The sequence below is a fragment of the Streptomyces sp. NPDC014882 genome (assembly GCF_043081325.1).
In the GTDB taxonomy this organism is placed as follows: domain Bacteria; phylum Actinomycetota; class Actinomycetes; order Streptomycetales; family Streptomycetaceae; genus Streptomyces.
Genome location: NZ_JBIBWL010000014.1, coordinates 127,341 through 153,720, shown reverse-complemented (window position 1 = coordinate 153,720; position 26,380 = coordinate 127,341). Strand labels below are relative to the sequence as shown.

Genomic DNA, 26,380 nt, shown 5'->3' with positions numbered 1-26,380 from the left:
CGGTGCTCCGCGGGTCAGGTCGACGTCGTCGTCCCGTCCCGCTGGATGCTGTCGCCGCGGTTGTTCACGGAGATGGAGGTGCCGATGCGCCGGAAGTCGTTCATCACGCCCAGCATGCCCTTGTCCGACGGCAGGAGGGCGAGGAGCTCGGGGTCGTCCTTCAGCAGGTCGTGGAGCGTCTTCTTGTAGGCGTTGTAGGCCTTCGCCGTGTAACCGGGCTCCATGGCCGCGCCCAGCCGGTGGTCGTTGGTGACGGCGATGGAGGCGAGGTCCATGAGGTAGCAGTCGAACAGGTCGGTGACGTCCTTGGGCTTGGCGTTCTCCTCCCCGTCGCGGGCGTCGCGCGCGAACTTCCTGGCCATCTCCAGGACGATCTCGCGGTAGATGCGGTGCCGGGTGCTGCTCTGGTAGGCGGCCATGATGTGGTCGGCCTGGCCCGCGCCCTCCGTGCTCATGGTGCGCGGCGGGTTCACGCCCTCCAGCCCCGGCACCGGCAGGGGGAAGCTCTCGAACATCGCCTCCTCGTCCGGAAGGCCCGCGTTCTGGGAGGCCAGGGGGTGCAGGCCGATCTCGTGGGCCAGCATGCCCATGACGTAGCCGATGTCGTACTTCTCGAAGTAGTAGCTGGCGAGGTTGATGTCGACGCCGTCCGCGCCGCGGTCGATCACGTCGGCCGGGGTCTCCGTGGTGCGCACGTGCAGCGTGATGCGGACCGGACGGTCGCCGACGTACGCGCGGATGGTGTCGTGCCCGCGCAACAGCTCGATGATGCGGACCGCCCTGTCGCGGTACCCCTCGTTCGTGTGCTTGAGGTTGGTGAACTCGAAGTTCCCGGACTTGAAGGGAACGAGCATCCGGGGCGCCACGCCACCGGCCATCGCGCTCCCGGCGTGTGCGTCGGCGTCCGTGCCGGGACCGGGGTCGGGGTCGGGGGCCGGTTCGGTCCGCTCCCCGGCCGGGGCGGGCAGCGAGACCGGGTCCACCCACACCGCCTGGCGCCGGTCGGGGACGGCCGCGCCGCGGGCCTCCTCCCAGCTTCGTCCCGCCTCCTCGGGCATCGGGGTCACGTCGCCGATGAGTGCACCCAGCAGGGCGAGGTGGCGGTCGCGCAGGCCGGCGGCGGCGAGGGAGGAGTCCTCCGGGGCGGCGTCCAGGTCGCCGAGCAGGCTGCCGAGGATGTGCGGGCGGTGCGGGGCGTCGGCGTCCCGGTACTCGTCCCGCAGACCGAGCTGGTGGGTCAGCTCGTGCACCAGCTGCACCGGAGCCGCGTCCGCCCACCAGGTGTTCTGGTCCATCGTCCGGTCCCGGCCCACCAGGTCCACCGTCAGGTGCGGCGAGCCGGCCGGATCGACGAACTCCACCGTCACGTGCAGACGATCGCCGCTCGGCAGCCGGTGGCCCGCGGCGTTCAGGAACTCCTGGACACCCCGGTCCAGTTGTTCGCGTACGCGCGCCTTCTGAGTCTCCGTGCCGCGCAGTGCGACCCGCACCGTCAGATCGGTGACCGGCTCGCCCCGGTACGGGAACCGCCGGATGTCGAAACTCGACCGCACCACGAACCGGGGACGGCTGTCCCGCGCGCCCTGCGGGCGTGCCGGGGCGGAGGACGAGGGGGCCGGGTCGGCCTGCGGCAGGCGGGGCCGGGCTTCGGCCGGGCCGCCGGCGGTCTCCGGCGCGGCGGTCTCCGGCGCGGCGGTCTCCGGCGCGGCGGTCTCCGGCGCGGCGGTCTGGATGCTGTCGCCCTTGTTGGTGAACGTGAAGCTGGCGCCGAGGCCGAGGAAGCCGCCCGTCACCTTCCACCAGACCTTCTCCGGCGGCACGAGGCTCCGGAGCGGGCTGTCCTGCGCCAGTCGGGCGATGAGCCGCGTCCGGTAGGCGTTGTAGGCCTTCGCCGTGTTGCGGGGTTCCCAGGCCGCGTCCTTGCGCCGGTCGTTGGTGACGGCGATCGTGGCCAGGTCCATGAGGTAGGTGTCGAACAGGTCGGTGACGTCCGTGGCCCTGGCACCCTCCTCCCCGTTGCGTGCGTCCTCGGCCAGGACTCGGCCCATCTCCAGGACGACGTCCCGGTAGATGCGGTGCCGAGTGCTGCTCGGGTAGGCGGCCATGACGTGGTCGGCCTGGCCCGCGCCCTCCGTGCTCATGGTGCGCGGCGGGCTCGACTCCTCCAGCCCCGGCACGGTCAGCGGGAAGTTCGCGAACATCGCCTCCTCGTCGGGGATGCTCCGGTCCCGCGAGGCCAGGGGGTGCAGGCCGATCTCGTGGGCCAGCATGCCCATGACGTAGCCGATGTCGTACTTCTCGAAGTAGTAGCTGGCGAGGTTGATGTCGACGCCGTCCTCGCCGCGGTCGATCACGTCGGCCGGGGTCTCCGTGGTGCGCACGTGCAGCGTGATGCGGACCGGACGGTCGCCGACGTACGCGCGGATGGTGTCGTGCCCGCGCAGCGTCTCGATGATGCGGATCGCCTTGTCGCGGTACTTCTCGTTCGTGTGCTTGAGGTTGGTGAACTCGAAGTTCCCCGAGGTGAAGGGCACATGGGCCGGCGCCGCCGACTCGCCGGAAGGCGGGCCCCCGTCCTGCGGCATGCGGGCGGGGACGCCGGTGGGCGTCGTGCCGTCGGGGGACGTCGTGCCGTCGGCAGGCTGGGGCAGGGACACCGGGTCCACCCACACCGCCTCACGCGGGTCGGGGACAGCCGCGCTGCGGGCCTCCGCGAAGCCGAGACCGTCCTTCTCCGGCGCCGGGGTCACCTCCCCGATCAGCGCGCCGAGCAGGGCGAGGTGCCGGCCACGGAGACCGGCGGCGGCGAGGGAGGCGTCCTCGGGTTCGGCGTCGAGGTCGCCGAGCAGGCTGCCGGGGACGTGCGGGCGGTGGGGGGAATCGGCGTCCCGGTACTCGTCGCGCAGGCCGAGCTGGTGCGTCAGCTCGTGCACCAGCTGCACCGGGGCCGCGTCCGCCCACCACGACACCTGGTCCATCGCCCGGTCACGGCCCACCAGGTCCACCGTCACGTGCGGGGAGTCCGCGGGATCCACGTGCTCCACCGTCACGTGCAGACGGTCGCCGTTCGGCAGCCGGTACCCGGGGGAATTCAGGAACTCCTCGACACCCGAACCGAGTTGCTCGACGACACGGGCATTCTGCTCCTCCGCACCACGCGTCGCGACCCGCACCGTGAGATCGGTGACCGTCTCGCCCCGGTACGCGAACCGCCGGACGTCGAAACTCGACCGCACCACGAACCGGGGACGGCTGTCCCGCGCACCCTGCGGCCGTTCCGTGACCGACGGACCGTGGGAGGCGGGGTCCGGGCCGGTCTGCGGCAGTCGGGGGCGGGCTTCGTAGGCCGGGGCGGGCCGCTGGATGCTGTCGCCGACGTTGTTGGCCGCGATGCTGGTGCCGAGCCGTGTGAAGTTCGCCGCGACGCCTCGCCACCCCTTGTCGGGGGGCAGGAGGGCCTGGAGCGCGGGGGCGTCCGCCAGCTGTTGGCGCAGCAGCTCCTTGTAGGCGTTGTAGACCCTGGCCGTGTTGACGGGCTCCAGGATGGCCCGTCCCCGGTGGTCGTTGGTGACCGCGATCGTCGCCACGTCCATCAGATACGTGTCGAACAGGTCCGTGACGTCCCTGGCGGCCGCGCCCTCCTCGCGGTCGGCGGCCTGCTGCGCCAGGACGCGCGCCATCTCCACCACCACGTCGCGGTAGATGCGGTGCCGCACACGCTCCGGCGAGGCCGCCATGACGTGGTCCGCCTGCCCCGCCCCGTCCGTGTTCATCACACGGTTCGCCGGCAGCCCCGGCACCGGCTGCGCCACACCCCTGTTGCGGTTCTCGTCCCCTGCCAGCTCGTCCCGCGCCGACGCCAGCGGATGCAGACCGATCTCGTGCGCCAGCATCCCCATGACGTAACCGATGTCGTACTTCTCGAAGTAGTAGCTCGCCAGATTGATCTGGACCCCGCGCATCTCCGCCGGGGGCCGGTCCGCCAGAGCATCCGCGAGATCCGCCCGGGCCGCCTCCGCCGCCTCGTCGTCACCCGAGTCGGCCGCGGCCTGCAGAGCGCTCGTCGCGGCCCTCTGACGCTCCACGTCCAGGTCGATCACGTCCGCCGGTGTCTCCGTCGTCCGCACGTGCAACGTGATCCGCACCGGACGACCACCGACGTACTCACCGATCACGGCATGACTGCGCAGCGTCTGAAGGACACGCACCGCCTTGTCCCGGTACGCGTCGTTCTCGTAGTTCAGATTCGTGAACACGAAATTGCCCGACCCGAACGGCAGCAGCCCCTCCCCCCGCCGCATCCGGGCGGGTACTTCGGTGACGGCCGAGGCATCGGTGTCGCCGGCCGGCCGGGGCAGGGACACCGGGTCCACCCACACCGCCTCGCGCGGGTCGGGGACGGCCGCGCTGCGGGCCTCCGCGAAGGTCCGGCCGGCCTCCTCCGGTGCCCGGTCCACCTCCCCGATCAGCGCGCCGAGCAGGGCGAGGTGCCGGTCGCGCAGACCGGCCGCCACGAGGGAGGAGTCCTCGGGGGCCGCGTCCAGGTCGCCGAGCAGACTGCCGAGGACGTGCGGGCGGTGCAGGGCGTCGGCGTCCCGGTACTCGTCCCGCAGACCCAGCTGGTGCGTCAGCTCGTGCACCAACTCCACGGGGGCCGCATCGGTCCACCACGTGTTCTGGTCCATCGCCCGGTCCCGACCCACCAGGTCCACGGTCAGGTGCGGCGAATCGGACGGGTCGACGTACTCCACCGTCACGTGCAGACGGTCCCCGCCGGGCAGACGGTAACCCGGATCGTTCAGCAACTCCTGCACGCCCAGGCCGAGTTGTTCGCGTACACGCGCGCCCTGCTCCTCCGTGCCGCGCAGCGCGACGCGGACGGTCAGGTCGGTGACCGGGTCACCGTCGTGCGTGAACCGGCGGGCGTCGAAGCCCGACCGCACCACGAACCGGGGGCGGGTGTCACGCGCGCCTCGCGGCAGCGGCAGGACCTGCCCGTTCACGTTCTCTTCGGTCTGCCGGTCGCCGGTGGTCTCGTGCGGGAGCCGGGGGCGGGCCTCGCCGGCCGGGGCGGGCCGCTGGATGCTGTCGCCCCGGTTGTTCGTCCCCACACTGGTGGCGAGCCGGGCGAAGTCCCCCAGCACACCGAGCATGCCCTTGTCAGCGGGCAGCAAGGTACGAAGGTCACCGTCCGCAGGCAGACGGGCGGCCAACTGCGCCTTGTAGGCGTTGTAGGCCCTCGCCGTGTAGCCCGGCTCCGTGGCCGCCCGTCCCCGGTGGTCGTTGGTGACCGCGATCGTCGCCACGTCCATCAGGTACGTGTCGAACAGGTCCGTGACGTCCCTGGTGCTGGCCCCCTCCTCGCGGTCGGCCGCCTGCTGCGCCAGGACGCGCGCCATCTCCACCACCACGTCACGGTAGATCCGGTGCCGCACACGCTCCGGGGAAGCCGCCATGATGTGGTCCGCCTGCCCCGCACCCACCGTGTTCATCACACGGTTCGCCGGCAGCCCCGGCACCGGCTGCGGCTTCCCCGCGTTGTCGGCCTCGTCCCGGCCCAGACCGTCCTGCGCCGAGGCCAGCGGATGCAGACCGATCTCGTGCGCCAGCATCCCCATGACGTAACCGATGTCGTACTTCTCGAAGTAGTAGCTCGCCAGATTGATCTCGACGCCGCGCATCTCCGCCGCGGGCCGGTCCGCCAGAGCATCCGCCAGCTCCAGCCGGGCGGCCTCCGCCGCCTCGTCGTCACCCGAGTTCGCCGCGGCCTCCAGCGCACGCATCGCGGCATCCTGACGCGCCACGTCCAGGTCGATCACGTCCGCCGGCGTCTCCGTCGTCCGCACGTGCAACGTGATCCGCACCGGACGGCCACCGACGTACTCACCGATCACGGCATGACTGCGCAGCGCCTCGATGACACGCATCGCCTTGCGCTGGTACGCACCATTGTCATAGTTCAGGTTCGTGAACACGAAGTTGCCCGACCGGAACGGCCGCAGCTCCTCCTCTTCCTGCCGCATCCGGGCAGGGACTTCGGTGATGGCCATGGCCTCGGAATCCCCGGCCGGCCGGGGCAGGGACACCGGGTCCACCCAGAGGGACTCACGGGTGACCGGTGTGGCGGCGGACCGCACGGCCTCCCAGCTCTGCTCGCCGTCCTGGTCGCTCCCCTGCGGGTCGAGGTCGCCGATCAGAGCGCTCAGGAGAGCCAGGTGCCGGTCGCGCAGACCGGCCGCCACGAGGGAGGAGTCCTCGGGTTCCGCGTCCAGGTCGCCGAGCAGACTGCCGAGGACGTGCGGGCGGTGGAGGGAATCGGCGTCCCGGTACTCGTCCCGCAGACCCAGCTGGTGCGTCAGCTCGTGCACCAACTCCACCGGCGCGGCGTCCACCCACCAGGTGTTCTGGTCCATCGCCCGGTCGCGACCTGCCAGGTCCACCGTCAGGTGAGGCGAGTCGCCGACGTCGACGGGCTCCACCGTCACGTGCAGACGGTCACCGTTCGGCAGCCGGTAGGCGGGATCGTTCAGGAACTCCTGCACACCCGCGCTCAGCTGCCTGAAGACGCGTGCGCTCTGGTCCTCCGTGCCCCGCAGCGCCACCCGCACGGTCAGATCGGTGACCGGCTCGCCGACGTGCGTGAACCGGCGGGCGTCGAAGCCCGACCGCACGACGAAGCGCGGACGGCCGTCCCGCGCCCCCTGCGGCAGCGGCCGGCCGGAGAGCGCACGCTCACCCCGGTCACCGGTGCCCTCCTGCGGGAGGCGGGGGCGGGCCTCGCCGGCCGGGGCGGGCCGCTGGATGCTGTCGCCCCGGTTGTTCGTCCCCACACTGGTGGCGAGCCGGGCGAAGTCACCCAGCACACCCCAGCGGCCCTTGTCGGCCGGCAGCAGGGCACGCAGACGACTGCCCTGCGGCAGGTGCGCGTCCAACTGCGCCTTGTAGGCGTTGTACGACCTCGCCGTGTAGCCCGGGTCGGTGATCGCCCGCGCCCGGTGGTCGTTGGTGACCGCGATCGACGCCAGGTCCATCAGATAGGTGTCGAACAGATCCGTGACGTCCTTGGCCTTGGCGCCCTCCACGCCCACCCGGGCCCGCTGCTCCAGCACACCCGCCATCTCCACGATCACGTCCCGGTACATGCCGTGCCGGATCGACTGCGGGAACGCCGCCATGATGTGATCCGCCTGGCCCGAACCGATCGTGTTCATGAACCGCGGCTCGCTCAACGACTCCAGACCCGGCACCGCCAACGGCATCCCCGCGAACAGGTCCTCCTCCTCCGCGATACGCCCGTTGCGCGAGGCCAGCGGATGCAGACCGATCTCATGCGCCAGCATCCCCATGACGTAACCGGTGTCGTACTTCTCGAAGTAGTAACTCGCCAGATTGATCTCGACACCGTCGACGCCGCGGTCGATCACATCCGCCGGAGGCTCCGTCGTCCGCAGACGCAACGTGATCCGCACCGGACGGCCACCGACGTAGTTCCTGATCGTGCCGTGCTCCTCCAGCAACTCGACGATCCGCATCGCCTTCTCGACATACCGGTCCGTCTGGTTCAGGTTCGTGAACTCGTAATTCCCCATCCGGAACGACCGCAGGGCGGGCTCCGACCCCGTCGGCGCCGCGTCGGTGTCCTGCGGCATGTGCGCCGGGACCTCTGCGGCCGTCGAGCCCTCGGAGGGGCTGGGCAGGGACACCGGGTCCACCCACACCGCTTCGCGGGTGTCCGCAACGGCCGCGCTCCGGGCCTCCTCGAAGGTCCGGTCCACCTGCTCGGGTGCCGGATCCACCTCGCCGATCAGTGCGCCGAGCAGGGCGAGGTGGCGGTCGCGGAGACCGGCGGCGGCGAGGGAGGAGTCCTCCGGGTCCGCGTCCAGGTCGCCCAGCAGGCTGCCGAGGACGTGCGGGCGGTGCGGGGAACCGGCGTCCCGGTACTCGTCGCGCAGGCCCAGCTGGTGGGTCAGCTCGTGGACCAGCTGCACCGGGGCGGCGTCCGCCCACCACGACACCTGGTCCATCGCCCGGTCCCGGCCCACCAGGTCCACCGTCAGGTGCGGCGAATCGCCGACGTCCACCGGCTCGACCGTCACGTGCAGACGGTCACCGTTCGGCAGCCGGTGGGCCGGATCGTTGAGGAACTCCTCCACGCCTGCGTGAAGCCGGCCGAACACGCGGGTGTTCTGCTCGTGCGTGCCGCGCAGCGCGAGACGGACCGTGAGGTCGGTCACCGGCTCGCCGGCGTGCACGAACCGGCGGGCGTCGAAGCCCGACCGCACCACGAACCGCGGACGGCCGTCCCGCGTCCCGCTCGACGGTGATGCGTCGGGCGACAGGGTTCGCGGCGCCGTGCCGATGCCGGTACCGGGAAGCCGGGGGCGCGCCTCGCCCGTGTTCCCGCTCGGCTGTTCCGGAGCAGGGGGCTCGGGCCGTTGGATGCTGTCGCCGCGGTTGTTGGTCGCGATGCTGGTGGCGAGTTGTGTGAAGTCCCTCGCGACGCCGAACAGACCCTTGTCGGAGGGGAGGAGTGCCTGCAGCGCGGGGGTGTCACCCAGCCGGGCGTGGAGCATCTGCTTGTAGGCGTTGTAGACCCTCGCCGTGTAGTTGGGTTCCTTGACCGCGTTCATCCGGTAGTCGCTGGTGACCGCGATGGACGCGAGGTCCATGAGGTAGGTGTCGAAGAGGTCGGTGACGTCCTTGGACCTGGCTCCCGCGACACCGACCCGGGCGTGCTGCGCGAGCACCCTGGCCATCTCCACGACGATGTCGCGGTAGATGCCGTGCCGGATGGTGGCGGGGTAGGCCGCCATGATGTGGTCGGCCTGGCCCGCGCCCTCGGTGTTCATCGTGCACGGTGTCTTCAGGTCGGTCAGTCCCGGCACCGGCAGGGGCATGCCCCGGTAGGCCTCCTCCTGCTCCGGGATGTCCGTGTTGCGGGAGGCGAGGGGGTGCAGGCCGATCTCGTGGGCCAGCATGCCCATGAGGTAGCCGATGTCGTACTTCTCGAAGTAGTAGCTGGCCAGGTTGATCTGCACACCGTCCGCGCCCAGGTCGCGCACGTCGGCCGGGGTTTCGGTCGTGCGCAGGTGCAGGGTGATACGGACCGGACGGTCTCCGACGTAGTTCTTGATGGTGGTGTGCTCGTCGAGCACACCGATGACCCGGACCGCCTTGTCGAGGTACCTCTCCGTCTGGTTGAGGTTCGTGAACTCGTAGTTCCCCAGCTTGAACGGACGCGGGGCCGGCTCGGTTGCCGCATCGGCGTCCTGCGGCATGTGAGCGGGGACCTCGGTACCGGTGGTGTCGCCGGTGGGCCCGGGCAGGGAGACCGGGTCCACCCATACCGCTTCGCGCAGGTCCGGGACGGCGGCGTTCCGGGCTTCCTCCCAGCTCCGGCCGGCCTCCTCGGGCGCCGGGGTCACGTCCCCGACGAGCGCGCCGAGCAGGGCGAGGTGCCGGCCACGCAGACCGGCGGCGGCGAGGGAGGCGTCCTCGGGTTCGGCGTCGAGGTCGCCGAGCAGGCTGCCGGGGACGTGCGGGCGGTGCGGGGCGTCGGTGTCCCGGTACTCGTCGCGCAGGCCGAGCTGGTGGGTCAGCTCGTGCACCAGCTGCACCGGGGCGGCGTCGGTCCACCACGACACCTGGTCCATCGCCCGGTCCCGGCCGACCAGGTCCACCTTCAGGTGCGGCGAACCGGCCGGGTCGACGTGCTCCACCGTCACGTGCAGGCGGTCGCCGTTCGGCAGCCGGTGGCCCGCGGCGTTCAGGAACTCCTCCACACCCGCACCGAGCCGCTCGCGTACGCGAGCCTGCTGATCCTCCGTGCCCCGCAGCGCGACGCGGACGGTCAGGTCGGTGACCGGGTCACCGGCGTGCGTGAAGCGGCGGGCGTCGAAACCCGACCGCACGACGAAGCGCGGACGGCCGTCGCGCGCACCCTGCGGCAGCGGCTCGGCGGGGAGCGGAACCTCGTTCCGGGCCTCCTCGGACTGCCGCGCAGTGCTCTGCGGCAGTCGGGGGCGGGCTTCGTAGGCCGGGGCGGGCCGCTGGATGCTGTCGCCGACGTTGTTGGCCGCGATGCTGGTGCCGAGCCGTGTGAAGTTCGCCGCGACGCCTCGCCAGCCCTTGTCGGGGGGCAGGAGTGCCTGGAGCGCGGGGGCGTCCGCCAGTTGTCCGCGCAGCAGCTCCTTGTAGGCGTTGTAGACCCTGGCCGTGTTGACGGGCTCCAGGATGGCCCGTCCCCGGTGGTCGTTGGTGACCGCGATCGTCGCCACGTCCATCAGATACGTGTCGAACAGGTCCGTGACGTCCCTGGCGGCCGCGCCCTCCTCGCGGTCGGCGGCCTGCTGCGCCAGGACGCGCGCCATCTCCACCACCACGTCGCGGTAGATGCGGTGCCGCGCACGCTCCGGCGAGGCCGCCATGACGTGGTCCGCCTGCCCCGCCCCGTCCGTGTTCATCACACGGTTCGCCGGCAGCCCCGGCACCGGCTGCGCCACACCCCTGTTGCGGTTCTCGTCCCCTGCCAGCTCGTCCCGCGCCGACGCCAGCGGATGCAGACCGATCTCGTGCGCCAGCATCCCCATGACGTAACCGATGTCGTACTTCTCGAAGTAGTAGCTCGCCAGATTGATCTGGACCCCGCGCATCTCCGCCGGGGGCCGGTCCGCCAGAGCATCCGCGAGATCCGCCCGGGCGGCCTCCGCCGCCTCGTCGTCACCCGAGTCGGCTGCGGCCTCCAGAGCACGCATCGCGGCAGCCCGACGAGCCACGTCCAGGTCGATCACGTCCGCCGGCGTCTCCGTCGTCCGCACGTGCAACGTGATCCGCACCGGACGACCACCGACGTAGTCGCTGATCACGCCGTGGCTGCTCAACGTCTGAATGACACGCACCGCCTTGTCCCGGTACGCGTCGTTCTCGTAGTTCAGGTTGGTGAACGTGAAATTACCCGAGCCGAAGGGGAGCAGACCTTCCCCTCGCGTCATCCGGGCCGGGACTTCGGTGCCGGCCGGGCCGTCGGAATCGTCGGATTCGCCGGCCGGCCGGGGCAGGGACACCGGGTCCACCCACACCGCCTCGCGCGGGTCGGGGACGGCCGCGCTGCGGGCCTCCTCGAAGCTGCGGCCGGCCTCCTCGGGCGCCGGGGTCACGTCCCCGATCAGCGCGCCGAGCAGGGCGAGGTGCCGGTCGCGCAGACCGGCCGCCACGAGGGAGGAGTCCTCGGGGGCCGCGTCCAGGTCGCCGAGCAGACTGCCGAGGACGTGCGGGCGGTGCAGGGAATCGGCGTCCCGGTACTCGTCCCGCAGACCCAGCTGGTGGGTCAGCTCGTGCACCAGCTGCACCGGGGCCGCGTCCGCCCACCACGACACCTGGTCCATCGCCACGTCACGGTCGACCAGGTCCACCGTCAGGTGCGGCGAATCGGCCGGGTCGACGAGTTCCACCGTCACGTGCAACCGGTCGCCGTTCGGCAGCCGGTAGGCCGGATCGTTGAGGAACTCCCCCACTCCTGCGGCGAGTCGGCCGAAGGTACGCGCGCCCTGGTCCTCCGTGCCGCGCAGCGCGACGCGGACGGTCAGGTCGGTGACCGGGTCACCGTCGTGCGTGAACCGGCGGGCGTCGAACCCGGAGCGCACCACGAACCGGGGACGGGTGTCCCGCGCGCCCTGCGGCAGCGGCGGTGTCCGCCCTTCGGTCTGCCGGTCGCCTGCGCTTCCCTGCGGGAGGCGGGGGCGGGCCTCGCCGGCCGGGGCGGGCCGCTGGATGCTGTCGCCCCGGTTGTTCGTCCCCACGCTCGCGGCGAGCTGCGCGAAGTCACCCAGCACACCCCAGCGGCCCTTGTCGGCCGGCAGCAGGGCACGCAGACGACTGTCCTGCGGCAGGTGGGCGGCCAGCTGTGCCTTGTAGGCGTTGTACGACCTCGCCGTGTAGCCCGGATCGGTGATCGCCCGCGCCCGGTGGTCGTTGGTGACCGCGATCGACGCCAGGTCCATCAGATAGGTGTCGAACAGATCCGTGACGTCCTTGGCCTTGGCGCCCTCCACGCCCACCCGGGCCCGCTGCTCCAGCACACCCGCCATCTCCACGATCACGTCCCGGTACATGCCGTGCCGGATCGACTGCGGGAACGCCGCCATGATGTGATCCGCCTGGCCCGAACCGATCGTGTTCATGAACCGCGGCTCGCTCAACGACTCCAGACCCGGAACCGCCAACGGCATCCCCGCGAACAGGTCCTCCTCCTCCGCGATACGCCCGTTGCGCGAGGCCAGCGGATGCAGACCGATCTCATGCGCCAGCATCCCCATGACGTAACCGGTGTCGTACTTCTCGAAGTAGTAGCTCGCCAGATTGATCTCGACACCGTCGACGCCGCGGTCGATCACGTCCGCCGGAGGCTCCGTCGTCCGCAGACGCAACGTGATCCGCACCGGACGGCCACCGACGTAGTTCCTGATCGTGCCGTGCTCCTCCAGCAGCTCGACGATCCGCATCGCCTTCTCGACATACCGGTCCGTCTGGTTCAGGTTCGTGAACTCGTAATTCCCCATCCGGAACGACCGCAGGGCGGGCTCCGACACCGTCGGTACGGCATCCGGGTTCGTGGGGGTGTCCGAGCCCTCGCCGGCACCGGAGAGCGTGCTCAGTTCGCGTGCTTCCTCTTCCCCCTCCGACGACTCCGGTGAAGCGTCGGGGGTCCGGGACACGGGTGACGGGGGCAACGGGACCGCGGCCGCGTCCTCGTGGGGCGGCAGCGGCAACCGGGGCGGCACGGACGGCGGCGCCGAGGGCTGGACGACGGGCGGGACCACCGGCTCGGCGTCGGCCTCCGCCGGCTCGGTGTCGACCGCGACCGGCTCGGTGTCGACCTCCACCGGGTCGACGGGCGGCGAGCCGACAGCCGCCGCTTCGTCGACGGCCGTCGCGTCCACCGGCTCCGGGGTCACGGACGAGGGGTCCACCGAATCCGAGTCCACGGACGACGAGTTCACGGACGGCGAGTTCACGGACGGCGAGTCCACGGGCTCCGGGACCACGGACGGCGAGTCCACGGGCTCCGGGACCACGGACGTCGCTGCCGTCGATGCCGTGTCCACCACCGGCGTGTCCGCGGAAGGCGTCTCCCGCACGTCCGATGTCGTCTGCGTCTGCGTCTGCGTCTGCGTCTGCGTCTGCGTCTGCGTCTGTGTCTCCGCCCGGGTCGGTTCGGGGGCCGGGGTGCGGAGGGTCAGGGGGACGATGTCGCCTCCCCGGCGGCGGAGCCGGATGTGCGTGCCGTCGGTGCCGTCCGGGCCGGGGTAGGTGTGGGCGGTGCCGTTCTCCTCGACGAGGGTGACGGTGGTGCCGGTCGCCGCCGCGGCCCACCGGGCGACGGCGTGGTCGGCCTCGGGGCCCCAGGGGGCACGGGTGAGGTGGCCGCGCAGGTGCGCTTCCCGCGCCTGCGGGCTCGGCGTGGCGCCGCTGCGCAGCCCCACCAGGGGCGGCGGCGAGAAGAGCGAGTCGCGCTGCGCCGGGTCGCCCGGAAGGCCGTACAGACGCAGCAGCTGGGTGGGCGAAAGCTGGGCGGAGTGGCGCAGCCGTGCCACTTCGGGGCCGTACGTTCCGGGCTGTTCCGTGGCGTGGCGCAGGGCCGTGGACAGCGCGCCGAAGAAGCCGTTGCCCCGGCCGGTGGGCGTGCCCTGGGCGTAGGTGGCGCCGTCGGGGGCGGTGAGGACGCCGTCGCGGGCCAGGCGGTAGCGCGGGCCGCTGCTCTCGGCAGGCGGCGCCCAGGGCGGGGTGGTGTGGCTGCGGTGGGCCGGCTGCCGCGTCGCGGGGGTGCCGTCGGTGGCGGGCGCCGCCGCTGTGTCGGGGGCGGCTCCGGTCGCGGGTGCCGGCAGGGCGACGGTCACCGGGGCCGGGGTGCCGGGCGGCAGGGCGGCGTGGAAGAAGCCGTCGGCGGAGAACAGGACCGGGTCTTTCACCGGGTCGACGGCGGCCGGGTCGGCGCCGTGCGGGAGGAAGACCTGCTCGCGGCCCTCACCGGTCACCACGGTGAGCGGGGTGCCGAGGATCCGGGCGGCGAGGGCGGGCAGCAGGTCGGCGCCGCCGTGGTCGCCGGCCCGGCGCACGGGCGGGGCGGGTTCGCCGTCCGTACGGCCGGTGTCGTCCGGGCGGGGCTCGGGCGCGAACGGGCGGGACAGGGCGGCTCTCGCCAGCTCGATCCGCTGCCCGGTGGTCGGCCAGAAGGTCAGCGGGAGACGGCCGAAGGCGTCGAACTCGGCCTGTTGCGCCGGGGTGAGCGTCACTCCGGCCTGGTCGAGTTCGGTCTGGGTGAAGGTGTCGGCGACGTCCAGGGCGAGGGCGTCGAGGAGGTCCTCGTTGCCGTCGCCGCCCAGCGCCCAGGCGAGGCGTTCGCGGGCGGCGTCGACGGCCTCGGCGGTGACCGCCGGATCGCCGGGGGCTTGCGTGAACCGGTCGGCGAGTTCGGTGCCGAGCAGGTGGGGCAGCCGGCCGTGGGCGTCGGCGGCGGCGAGGAGCGCGTGGAAGAACGAGGCGCCGTCGTGCGGCATGTCGTGCACCTCGCGCACCGTGGCGCCGTCCGGGGAGGTGAGGGTGCGCGGGGCGGAGCCGGTGGCGTCGGTGACCGTGTACGGCTCCGGCGCCTCGGAACGCCACCCCGGCCGGGTGTACTCCTGGGGCGGGCCCGGCACCGGGCCCGCGGACGTGCCCTGGTGGTGGGCGGTGAGGCGGGAGGCGGCGAGGTGCAGCCGGTGGTGGTCCGCGGCGGCGGCGTCGGTGCGCTCCTGCCACCGGCGGACCTCGTCGCGGGCGGCCTGCCAGGCGACGACGGCCGGCGACTCGGCGAGCTCCCGCGGCAGGACGGTCGACAGGTCGAAGCGCTCGTCGCCGAGCGCGGCCCGTTCCTCGGTGCCCAGGTCGAGCCAGGCCTCCCGGGCCCGGGCCCGGGCGTCGTAGTAGCGCTGCTCGGCGGTGGCGAGGTCGCCGGCCGCCTGGGCCTGCGCGTCCCAGGCCTTGCCGACCTCGTCGGGGAAGGTGGTGTCGTCGAGGAGGCCGTAGTCGCGGGCGATGTCCTCGCGCAGCCAGACCAGGGCGGTGGTCTCGGCCTCGGCGGCGCGCGGGCCGCGCCTGGCCTTGCCGAGCGCGTGGAGGGGGCGGCTGTCGGTGAGCCGGTGGTCCACCTCGGCCACCGACAGCCAGCTCACCGGCAGCGCGAACAGCATGCTGCGGTCGGTGCCGACCTTGAGGTGGGTGCCGAGGGTGGTGTCCGCGGTGGCCTTGGTCACGGTGCCGTCGGCCGCGCCGCCGACCGGGACCGCGGCACTGGGGATGACCGCGCCCGCTCTGTCGGTGTTCGTCGTCGAGGCGATGCCCGCGGCCCCCTCGACGGTGTCGGTGACGCCGGACTCCAGCGCGTCGGAGGTCTTCGTCCGCTGCATGGCCTCCATGCGCGGCTTGTTCTCCACGGCGAGCAGGCGGGCGCCGCGGCGGTGCATCTTCGCGTACAGGCGGGAGTCGGCGGTGTGGAACTGGCGCAGGAGGCGGGCGGAGGCCTGGACGGGCAGCGGTGAGCCGTTCGCGCTCAGCGCGTCGCGGAAGGCCGCGGCCAGGCCGGTCTGGGTGGTGGCCTCCTGCTGGGCCTGGGCGGGGACGGTGCCGAGACCGGTGAGCGGGGTCCGGCGGGCCTTGCGCACGGCCTCGGCGAGCCGGTCGCCGGTGTACCGGGTGCCGAGGTCCTTGTCCCCGACGCCGTCGGCGCGGGCGGTGGCGAGGGTCAGGGCGTCGTGCACGTTGGCGGCGCCGTGGATGTCCACGGCGAGGATGCCGGAGCCGACCAGGTCGTCGAAGGGCAGGACGTCCGAGGCGTCCGAGGCGTCCGAGGCGTCGGAGGCGTCGGAGGGGCCGCCGGCGGCGGAGGCGCGCCAGTCGGCGATGCGCTCCGGACGGGACTGGGCCGCCGTCAGCAGCCGCACCGCGCGCTCCGGTTCCCTCACGTCTCCCTCGGTGAGGGCGCCGTCGGAGCCGTCGCCCTCCGGGGTCAGCAGGTTGGCCGAGACGATCTCCCTGAGGCTGCCGACGTCGGTCTGGGCGCGGGGGGCGAGCGGGTCGCCGGCCGCGTCCGTCATGGTCACGGTCAGGGTGTAGGTGGTGACGATCTCGGCGTGCGTCTGGGCGGTCGTCATGTTCGGCATCGAGGTGCGGCCGCTGGTCTCGGTCCGGGTGCTCGACTCCTGCTTGGCCGCGGTGCCCTGCAGGGAGGGGTCGGACATGAGGACGCCGCCCTGCTTCGTGCGCGGCTTGCCGCTCGCCGTCGTGTCCGTCTGCGTCGTGCGCAGGCCGACGCTCGCCGACGCGTCGACGCCCCGGTCCCGGGAGGCGGAGTCGGCGTCGTCGCGGGCGACGGTGCGGTAGTCCTCCAGCTCGAAGCCGGTGCGCAGCCGCTCCACGGTGGTGGTGACCGGGGTCAGCTTGAACCGGACCTGCGCGGGACTGCCGCCGACCGGCAGGTGGGTCGGGCTGGTCCAGGTGCGGTGGCGGACCGGCAGGGTCATCCCGTCGGTGGTGAGCTCGTGCAGGTTGGCCCGGAGGAAGTCCGGGGAGAGCCGCTGGAGGACCTGCTCGCGGTCGTGCGAGGACACCCCGATCTCCTCGAGCTGCCGCATCAGCGGGGGGACCGCCCGGCCGGCGTCCAGCCGGCCGCTGGGGTGGCCGGGGAAGCGGCGGCCGCGCAGGAAGGCGGGCACCCGGTAGCCGCCGCCGAGGTTGTCCGGGGTGGTGGTGCCGATGCCGTCCGGGGCGAGCCCGGCCTCGATGGCGTCCTGCATCGGCAGGTGGAACATCACCGCGTCCCGGATGCGCTGGACCGCGGCGGCGGCCCGGCGCGGGGCGAGCCCGGAGGCCAGGCGGTCGGAGAGCCGGCCGGCCGCGGAGCTGATCCGGGCCGCCGCACGGGTGCCCACCATGCCCATCGCGGCCGTCCAGCGGTCGCGGACCGCGACGGTCTCGACGACGTCGGCGACCACCAGGTACGCCCGCCCGGCGAACGTGAGGGTGGTGTTGTGTCCGGGGGTGAGGGTCTTCGCGGCGCTGCGTCCCGCACCCCAGGAGTACTGGAGGCCGGCGGCGTACGAGCCGATCATCGCCTGGGTGCCGTCGGTCCGCAGGAGCGGCGTGTAGGCGCCCTGGAGGCCGACGGTGGCGCGTCGGGCGGTGCTCTCCGTGCCGGCGATGCGGTGCTCGTTGCCGACGGTGGCCTCGAAGCTGGACGGCTTCGGGTCGCTCTTGACGCGCAGGTTGTGCAGTTCGCCGCGGATCGCGGCCTTCAGGTAGTGGGTGCGGAACGGTCCAGCCCCGTTGAGCCCGGTGATGCGGGAACCGAACGGGCCGAGGTACTGGCCGAGTTGCCCGGCCACGCCGAGGTTCGCCACCGCCCGGTGCAGGGCGGTGCGCACGGGGGCGGCGGGTGCGCTGACGTGCCAGGTCTCGCCCGCGGCCTCGTCGGCGGTGGCCTGTACGAGCTGCTGGCGCCGCTGTCCGCCCTCGACGCTGAGGACGACGTGCGGGGCGCTCAGCAGCCTCTCGGTGAGCCGCTGGCCGGCCGAGTCCCGCCCGGGCAGCGGGCTCGTGCCGTCGAGGAGCTGGTCGGCCTCGGCGGCGGAGGGCGGCGGTCCGGGCGTCGGCGTGGTGGTCGCGGGCGCCGGTGCCGTCTCCCCGGGCGCGGGGTCCGCCGGGGGGTGGCGCTCGGAGGCGTGCGCGGCGGGCACCGCCAGCTCCACCCGGCCCACGGTCTCCGTGCCCCGGTCGAACAGCGGGCGTTCCTGCTTCCTGCTGACGAAGTAGCCCGCGCCGAGCACGCCGACCGTCAGGAGCCGGGCCCAGCCGCGCGGACGGAGGTGGCCTTCGAAGGAGGCGCTCAGCTCCACCCGGTAGCTGTAGAGGTCGGCGCCGTCGTGGTAGGTCAGCTGGTCGTGGGTGACCGCGACCGCGGCCCGGGTGGCCTTCTGCTCGGTGTGGGCGTACCGGGCCCCGACGGCCGTGTTGCCGGCCTGGCGGGGCACGTTGACCTCGGGCACCTTGTCGTGGTCGCGCAGCAGGATGCCCAGTTCGGCGCCGCCGGACAGGGTGCTGGAGGACTGCTGTCCCTGGCCGGAGACCTCGGTGCCGATCACCGCGTTGCGCAGCGAGCGCTCGGTCAGGGTGGTCTCGAACCGCCGGTCGGTGAGCCGGGCCCGCAGGATCAGGGTGTGGTGACCGCGGCGGAGCTTGCCGTCCTCGGTGAGGGCGACCGGTATGCCGGTGGTGGTCAGGTCGTCCAGGCTCTGGGCCAGGGTGGGGCGGTTCAGCGCCTCGCGGACCTGGCGGTCGTTGTGCAGCGCGGTCCGCATCCGCCCGTCGCCGTACCAGAACTTGGCCAGGCGCGGGTGCTTCAGCATGAGCGGCGGGACGAACAGGGACGGGTACGAGCGGTGCAGGGTGTCGATGACGGCGTCCGCGAAGACGCGCAGGGGGTCCTGCGGGGTGGAGGACTGGTCCTGCGGGGTGGAGGGCTGCTGGTCCTGCTGGTCCTGTGGGGTGGAGGGCTGCTGGTCCTGCCGGTCCTGTGGGGTGGAGAGCTGCTGGTCCTGCCGGTCCTGCGGGGTGGAGGGCTGCCGGCCCTGCTCGCCCTGCGGGGTGGAGGGCTGCTGGTCGGCGTCGTTCTGGTCCTGCTCCGCCACCGGGGTCAGGCCCGTCGCCGGGGTCTGGTCCGTCGCCGGGGTCTGGTCCGGGCCCGTCGCCGGGGTCTGGTCCTGGACGGTGGGTGCGAGCGGCTGCGGGCGGTCGGGCAGGAAGCCCTCGGCACGGACCTGGCCGCTCAGATGGACCGGGTCCTCCCGGGTGAGGTACCACGGCACCGGGGGTTCGGCGTCCGGGTCGGGGCCCGTCTGTCCGGGGGTCCGGCCGTCCCAGCCCGCGAGCCGGCGCGCGTCCCGGGTGGACATCCAGTCCAGGCTGACGACCCGGACCGGGCGGGCCGCGGACGCCGGTTCGCCGGCCTTTCGGATCATCAGGGTGCGCTCCACCCGGTAGAGCGCGACCGGGTGGTTGCGGACGCGGCCGGTCGTCTTGCGGGCCGCGTCCGTGCCGAGGTAGTGGCTCCGACCGGCGCTGAAGTCGGCGCGGACCATCGGGCCGCCCTGGATCCGTACGTCCGTCTCCGTGCCTTCGAGGTTGTAGCTCGGGCCGGCGGTGACCTGGATGCCGAAGCGGGTGTCGCGGACGTGGCCGCGCTGGTTCTGGTAGGTGGTCTGGGTCAGGTCCCGGATCTCCGCCTTGACCGACTCGGTCACCAGGGTGGCCCGGTGCGGGATCGACCGCTCGACGATCAGGTGCCCCAGCGGGTGCCGGCCGCTGCCCCGGGTCAGCTCGGGTCCGCTGACCGGTCCGGTGAGCCGCCCGAACAGCGCGAGGAGCCGTGTCGGCCTGACGTAGGAGACGAGCGTGCGGTGCGCCGAACTGCCCGGCCTGGCCCCGGAGACGGCGATCGCCAGGTCCTCCGGAGGGTCGACGAGGTGCAGTCCGGCGATGGTGGTGGCGCGCGGCTCGAGCCCGTCGGGGAAGGTCAGCGTCCGCGGCGCGCGGCGCGGGCCCTTGAAGGCCACGGTGAAGTCGTCGGGCAGCCGCCAGCTCAGCCCGTCCCGCACGGCGAACTGCGCGGTGTGCACCTGGGCGCGCTGCCAGCGGGGGCCCGGCGCGGGCGAACCGGAGGAGGTCTCCCGGCCGCCGGTCTCCGGCGCCTCCGTGACCCGTTCCACGCGCACCCGGTAGTGGACGTCGTCGAGGTGGAGGTGCGAACCGTCCACGGCGCGGTACTCGTTCTGGTTGTACGCCTGCGTGCCCTGGGTGTAGTCCGTCCTGCGGGTCCAGCCCAGCGAGAGGCCGATCTTCACCAGCCAGCTGAGCGGCGGGCCCATGCTGACCGCGGCGGCGATCCGGCGCCCGAAGCCGACACTGCGCCCGCCGCCCGTACCGGCCTGGCCGCGGCGCATGGTGTCCAGCTTCACGGTCGCGCCGTTGACGTCGGAGAAGCGCTCCCAGCGGTGGTACGGGACGGCCTCGACGGTCATCTCGTGGCCGACCCCGGACTTCTCCCGGCCGACGAGGCGCGCGCCGCGCGGGGCGGTGAAGGCGCCGGGCTGGTCGGTCAGCAGGCGCAGCAGCTCGGCCTCGGGGAACTGGTCGCGCAGCTTCTCCGGCAGCTGGCCGAGGATCTGCCGGGCCACCTCCTCGGGCGAGCGCAGGGTGAGGACGCCGGGGCCGGTGAGGAGCCCGCCCCGCGGCGACCGGGCGCTGTCGTCCGTACGGCCGCCGCGGCTGCCGTCGCCGGGGTCGGCGGCGGGGTCGCCGCTCGGATCGGCGTCGGGACTGATCAGTGCGGCGGGCAGTCGGCTGCCGTCCTCGAAGGTGACGGTGCGCGGGGCGGGGCCCGGCGCCGCGGCGTCCGGCCCGGTCAGGACGCGTGCCGGACGGTAGCGGTCGAGCTGGGTCTCCAGCGGTACCGGGTCGCCCCGGTCGGGGGCCTCGGTGGCGGGGCCGTCCGCGGTGGTGGCGGGGGCGGAGTCGTCCGCGGTGGTGGCGGGGGTGGGTGTGGTCGTCGGGTCCGGGGCCGTGGTGGACGTCGGGTCCGGTCCGGTGGTGAGCGGGGCCGGGGTCGTGGTGGACGTCGGGTCCGGTTCGGTGGTGAGCGGGGCCGGGGTCGTGGTGGACGTCGGGTCCGGTTCGGTGGTGATCGGGGCCGGGGCCTTGGTGGACGGAGGAGCCGGTTCGGTGGTGAGCGGGGCCGGGGCCTTGGTGGACGGAGGGGCGGAGACGGTCGTCGGCGCCGGTTCGGGGGTGATCGGGGCCGTGTCCGGGACGAGGGCGTCGTAGTGGTCGGTGCCGTTGTAGGCCAGGTGCAGGGGGTCGCCGGTGGCGCCCGGGTGGAGCGGGATGACGAGGACGTCGCCCCGCACCGTCGGGTGGGGCTGGACGACCCTCAGGTCGAGGTCGAGGGTGTGCGCCAGGACGTCCGGGAGCAGGTCGCTGAACGGGGTGGCCCACAGCCCGGGACGCTCGGCGACCGCGGCGAGCAGCCCGCGCCCGCCGAGCCGCCGTGCCTCGGCCGGGGTCGGTGCCACCCGGGCGAGTTCGGGGTAGCCGCTGTTCCGGAGGATGTGCTGCCACTGGTTCACGTCGCCGTCGGTGACCACCGCCTGGGCGATGTCGTTCCACTCGTTGGTGATCCAGAACCGTGCGACCGGGTTCCGCACCCCCGCCAGGGCCCGCATGCGCAGGTCGTCCACCACGCTGAGCACCGGATCGGGGACGAGGCCGTCCGCGACGGCACCCAGCTCGGTCCCGGTGACGCGGTTGCGCACGAGTGCGCGCAGCCCGGCGATGTTCAGCGCGGCCCACGCGGGCGGTACCTCCCGGCTGCGCGCGCTGTCGAGGACGGCCCGGAAGAGGCAGTTCCCGCCGCCCGGGGTGACCAGCTGCCGGAAGGCCCTGCCGTCCGCGCGCACGAGGTCCGGCGGCCCGGACCCCGCACGCTCCTTGCTGAGCAGGGTCATGTCCTCGGCGAGGGTCGCCGGGCGGCTCGTCGCGGGTGCCAGGTCGGGCCGGCGGCGGGCGAGTTCGGCGGTGTCCTCGGGGCCGAGGGCCAGTTCGGACAGCGGCAGCGGGGTGTCCGACAGCGACCAGGTGACCCGGGCGGAGGGTGCGTAGGAGAGCCCGCGGACGTCCTCCGGCGAGACCAGGGTGGTCGGCGGGAGCATGGGCGGCGGCGCGGGCAGCAGGACGTCGAGCGTGGTGCGGGGGCCCGCCGTGGCCCGCAGGCCGGCCGCCGCGCGCAGGAAGGCGGTGTACTCCTCGACGGTGGGGTCGGCGTCCCGCCCGGCCGGGGCACCGGCCGCCGCCGGACCGGCGCCGGTCGTCACGGCGCGCCGGTCGACGACCATCCGGCGCAGCAGCTCCGGGGTCATCCGGCCGTCGCCGTAGCGGGCCGCGGTGTCCGGGCTGTGCCAGCGCAGGCCGTCCACGAAGGCGAGCCCGGCGAGGAGTTCGTGGTTCTCCGGCCGCTGTTCGGCGTCCGGGCCGAGGACGTCGCGCAGGGTGCGGATCTGCTGGAGGGTACGGGTCCGCGCGAAGCCGTCGGCCGGCTCCGAGCCGTCGTGCAGGCCGGCGACGCGCGCCAGCCCGTCCAGGTCGGCGCCGGCGGGCTCCGGGGTGAACAGCCGCCACCGTCCCGGCCCGTCCTTCCCCTCGGTGAGCACCGCCCGGACGTCCCCGTGTCCGTCCCGGGCCGTACCCACCTCGGTGGTCGGCGCGTACACCGACCGGCCGGTGCGGTTGGCCACGTGCTGGGCCACCGGCAGGCCCGCCACCTCCGGCTGCCGTCCGGTCTCGCAGGAGAACAGGACCAGGGGCCGGTCCTGGTCGCCGTCCCGCGCCCAGGACTTGAGCACCTCGCCGAGCTGTACGCCGCTGACCTTGACGGTGGGGCGCGCGGCGTCCTCGGTGCCGAGGGTGACGGTGCGGGAGGTGCCGTGCGCCGTGAAGTAGTCGGCGCCCCGCTCGGTGCCCGCGCCGGGCAGCGGGGCGGGCGGGCCGGTGAAGACGGTACGGCGGACGGGCGGGGCCCCGGTGCTCGTGCCCGCCGGGTCCGGGGCGATGACGGATGCCGGGGACGTGGGCGAAGCCGGGGGTGCGGGCGAAGCCGACGGTGTGGCCGGGGTGTCGGGCGGGGTGGCCGGCGCCGTGGACGTGGTGCGCACGCCGCGGAAGGTGTCCTGGCCGAGCAGGGCCCGCCGCGCCGCGCTGTGCGCCGTGCCGTCCTCGGCCGGGCTCTGCGAGACGGTCAACGTCCTCACCGCACGGCCCGGTTCGGGCTGCACGGCGGTGTCCGGAACCCAGCGCCGCAGCTGCGCGACGGGCACCGTGTGGCCGTCCAGGGTGGTGACGAACGGCTCTCCGGCGGGCCGCGCGGACTTCTCTCCGTCCTTCTCTCCGGCGTCCGCGGTGTCGCTCGGGGTCGCGGCCCGCACGACGATCCGTCCCGGCGGCGGGGACGGTACGGGGGGTACCGGCGTGGAGTCGTCCGGTACGGAGCCGTCCGACGTGGTGGACGGCGGGGGCGTGGGCGTGCCGGTCCCGGGTCCGCGCCCGTCACCGGACCCGGGAACGTGTCCGCCGGTCCCCGTGTCGTTGCCTTCGGTGTCGCCCTCGGCGCCCTGATCGGTACCGATGTCGATGCCGATGCCGCTGTCGCTGCCGGATTCCAGGTGGAGGTCCGTGGCCGTCTCGGTCGAGGGGCGGGACGGGGTGTCGAGCTTCGCGGCGGGGGGTTCGGTGGTGGCCGACGGCGCCGGGTCCGCTCCCGTGGCGTCGGCGGCGGATGTCGTACCCGGGAGCCGCGTCGGGGGCGTGACCGGGCCGGCGGTGACGGCGTCGCCGTCGGACCCCGCGGTGCTCTCGGTGACGGGGCGGGGCGCCGGGTCGGGGGCCACGCCGAGGGCGTCGGCGAGCGGCAGCAGGACGTCGGCGCCGGGGAACGCGAAGTCGGCGGAGCTCGTGGTGACCGGGGTGCCGACGCCGTACGGGGCGTTCGCGGCATCCGGGCCGGCCGCGGTGCCGTCCGCCGGCGCGGCGGACGGCGGACCGGCGAGCGGACGGACCCGGACCGGGGCTCCCGGTCCCTCGCGGGTCAGTTCGACGGCGGTACGGACCGGGCGTACGCCGGTGTCCGGCGTTACCGCGGGTCCGAGGACGACGGCGTGGTCGGTACCGGCGCCGTCCAGCAGCGCGGTGGCCTCGGGTGAGCTCTCCGTGGGTGGCGGCGTCGGGGAGACCAGGACGGTCAGCGGCGGAGCCTGGACGGGCTCGGGGTCCGCGTCGCTCCGGGCGTCCGCGCCGACGGTGTCGGTGTCCGTGCCGGTGTAGGAACCGGTCGTGATCACCTGCGGCGGATCGACGGCGGTGGTGTCCGGGACCGGGGCGAGGGTGGTGTCGTCGGTGTCCGAAGTGACGGTGGTGTCGGACGGGTTGTCGACCGGCGTGGAGGACGTGACCGTCGGAGGAGCGGTGGTCTGCGGCCGCTCGGAGGTCCGGGGGGAGTCGTCCGTCGTGGTCTGCGCGCTGTCCGGGTCGGCCGTGGTGCCCCGGCCGTCGGTGGTCCGGGGGGACGGGTCGGGGGAGGCGCTGGTTGCCGGGTTGCCCCCGGGGGTGGGGACCCCACCCGTCCGGGTGCCGGTGTTGGTGTTGCTGTTGGTGCCGCTGCCGGTGTTGGTGCTGCTCGTGCCGGTGCCGGCACCGGTGCTCGTGTTGGTGCCCGTACCGGCGCTGATACCGGGTGTGGCGGAGGCGTTGGGTCCGTCGGTCAGGTCAGCCGCGCCGGACACACCCGGCACGTCGAACGCCACGCCCTGCCGCTCCGGCGTGTCGCCGGTCCGGTCGTCCGTGCCGGGGACGGTGTCCGCGGCCGGGGAGTCGGTCGTCGTCGCGGGACTCTGGCCGGAGGGGCCCGGCGGGGCGGTGACCGGTGCGTCCACCGTGACCGGGGTCCCGAAGCCGTCGAGGGTGCGGCGCACCGTGTCGGCGTCGCTCTCGGCGGCGGGGCTGTTCCCGGCCGGCACCACCCGGACCTCGGGTCGCCGGGACAGGTCGCCGTGCAGGCCGTCGCGGACGCCGATCTCGGTGCTGCCGGGCCCCTGGCCGCGCAGGGCGGCGAGGTCGCGCAGGGCCTGTTCGCGCACCTCGGCGGGACCGTCGTGGACCTGCTGCCACAGCTGGTTCTCGGCGGCGGTCACGGGCAGTGGGCCCGGGAGGTGGGACGACGGGCCCTGCGTCGTGTACGGAGGCAGGTCGCCCGAGACGTGCGGCGGCGGCAGCTGGCTGCCGGTGACGTCGCCCTGCCCGGTGCCCGGGGCGGGACCGGTGCCCGGGGTGGGTACGGTGTCGCCGCCGCCCGTGGTGTCCGGGCGGGAGGGGCCGTCGGCGTCGCCGGAGCGCGAGGTGTCTCCGGTGTCCCGCGTGCGGTCGGTGTCGCCGCCGCCGGAGACGGTGGGCGGCGGCTGGTTGCGCAGCTTGTCGATGGCGTGGCGCAGTTCGGCGCCGGTGTTCAGGGCGGTGCCACTGAGCGTGGCCTCGACCTGGCTGCTGAGGCCCGCGCCGACGAACGTGGACCAGTTGGTGGACCAGTCGCCGTCGAAGGCGCCCTTGATCAGGATCTCCGCGAGGGCCTCGCCGGCGCCGGCGGCGAGGAAGTCGGCCGTGCCCTTGAGCCCGTAGTGTCCGGCCACCGCGCCCGGCCGGTCGGCGTTGTGGCGCAGGATCTGGTTGTTCCGCCACAGGGTGGGGTTGTTGCGGAACGACAGCGGGTCGTTCCGGAAGGTGACCGGTACGTTGCCGCCGGGTGTGGGGCCGCCGCCGTAGGGGTCGGGGTCGGGGCGGTTGCCGGGGCCGTTGGAGCTCGGGGTGGGGTCGGGATGCGGCCGGGGGCCCGGACCGTTGTTCTTGAACTCGGGCTTCGGGGTGTGGTGGAAGTTCGGGTTGTTCTTGAAGTCCAGGTCCCGGTTGTTCTTGAGGTAGTTGATGTCGTAGCTCTTGACGAGCTTCTTCGCGAAGTCGTCGAAGATGCTGGTGAGGAGCCCCGCCGCGGCGCCGAACGCGGCGGACTTGAGGATGTCGCCCCAGTCGAAGCGGTCGGGGCGGCGGCCGTTGGGCGCGAAGTTCATCATCGCCAGCCGCACCGCGAAGGTCATGAACGCCTCTTGGAACGCCTCGGTCAGCGAGGGCGCGAGGTGCAGCCGCTGGAGCAGGTGGCTGAGGGTGGTGAGGATCATGAACCGGCTGCGCAGCTTGGCCATCATGATCTGGCTGGCCGTGGCGCCACCGGTGAAGAAGGACATCGCGAGGTAGATGGCGATCTCGATGAGCAGCCGGATGACCTCGGCGATGACCTGCCACTTGGACTCCATGATGTCCATGGAGGTCTTGCGCCGGCCCTCGGCGATCTTGTCGAGCTGTCCGGCGAACTCGCGCAGGTAGTTCTTGCCCTGGTCGTCGATGAGCATGCCCATCGCCCTGGCGTACGACTTGGAGAGGTCGTCCGGCATCGACCGGGCGATGTCGTGGACCGACTTGTCGATCAGCGAGGAGAGCCGGTCGACCTTGCGGCCGAGGCCGGAGTAGGGCCGGCGGCTCTCGTACGCGAGGTCCTCGTCGGCGTCGATGAGCCTCTCCCCGGTGAGGATGAAGATCATCGCGTTGACCTCGGGCGACGGCTGGATGCTCACCGGGGGCCGTCCCCGAGGTCGCGCGGGCAGGACGGGGCGGCCGCTCCCGGCGTGGTGCGGGAGCGGCC

1 protein-coding gene is annotated in these 26,380 nt (G+C 73.5%); it reads right to left on the bottom strand.

Annotated elements, in window-relative coordinates; genetic code table 11:
• Window positions 1–14: 14 nt before the first annotated feature.
• On the bottom strand, window positions 15–26,312 hold the full coding sequence (locus tag ACF09K_RS27490) for a hypothetical protein (RefSeq protein WP_392247678.1): 26,298 nt from the start codon (window positions 26,310–26,312) through the stop codon (window positions 15–17).
• Between the last annotated feature and the right edge of the window lie 68 nt (window positions 26,313–26,380).